The organism is Mesorhizobium sp. M7A.F.Ca.CA.002.09.1.1 (genome assembly GCF_003998555.1).
Classification (GTDB): domain Bacteria; phylum Pseudomonadota; class Alphaproteobacteria; order Rhizobiales; family Rhizobiaceae; genus Mesorhizobium; species Mesorhizobium ciceri.
This window is the reverse complement of sequence record NZ_RZRR01001572.1, coordinates 1-497: the sequence shown is the minus strand read 5'-3', so window position 1 is coordinate 497 and position 497 is coordinate 1. Positions and strand designations below refer to the sequence as shown.

Annotated in this window: 1 pseudogene; it reads left to right on the top strand. The window is 70.0% G+C overall.

Annotation, left to right across the window (positions count from 1 at the left end):
* Window positions 1-497, top strand: a pseudogene (locus EN994_RS34720) (chromosome segregation protein SMC); the annotation flags it as partial.

The following is a 497-nucleotide window of genomic DNA, read 5'->3' as shown; positions in this document are numbered from 1 at the left end:
GTGCAGGCATTTCCGGCCTGCACACCCGCCGCCACGAGGCAGAACTGCGGCTGAAGGCGGCCGAACAGAACCTGGAACGGCTGGACGACGTCGTCGGCGAGCTGGAAAGCCAGATCGAAAGCCTGAAGCGCCAGGCGCGCCAGGCGTCCCGCTTCAAGAACCTGTCGGCCGATATCCGCAAGGCAGAAGCGACGCTGTTGCATCTGCGCTGGACGCTGGCCAAAACCCAGGAAGGCGAGGCGCGATCGGCGCTGGCGGTTGCCACGGCACTGGTCGGCGACCGCGCCGCGGCCCAGATGGCCGCCGCCAGGGAGCAAGGCATAGGCGCCCATCGGCTGCCGGACCTGCGCGACGCGGAAGCCGCCGCCGCCGCTGCCTTCCAGCGCCTCTCGATCGCCAAGTCGCAGATCGCAGAGGAAGCCGGCCGCATCCGCGCCCGTCAGAGCGAACTCGAGCGCCGGCTGCAGCAGCTCGACGGCGATATCGCGCGTGAGGCG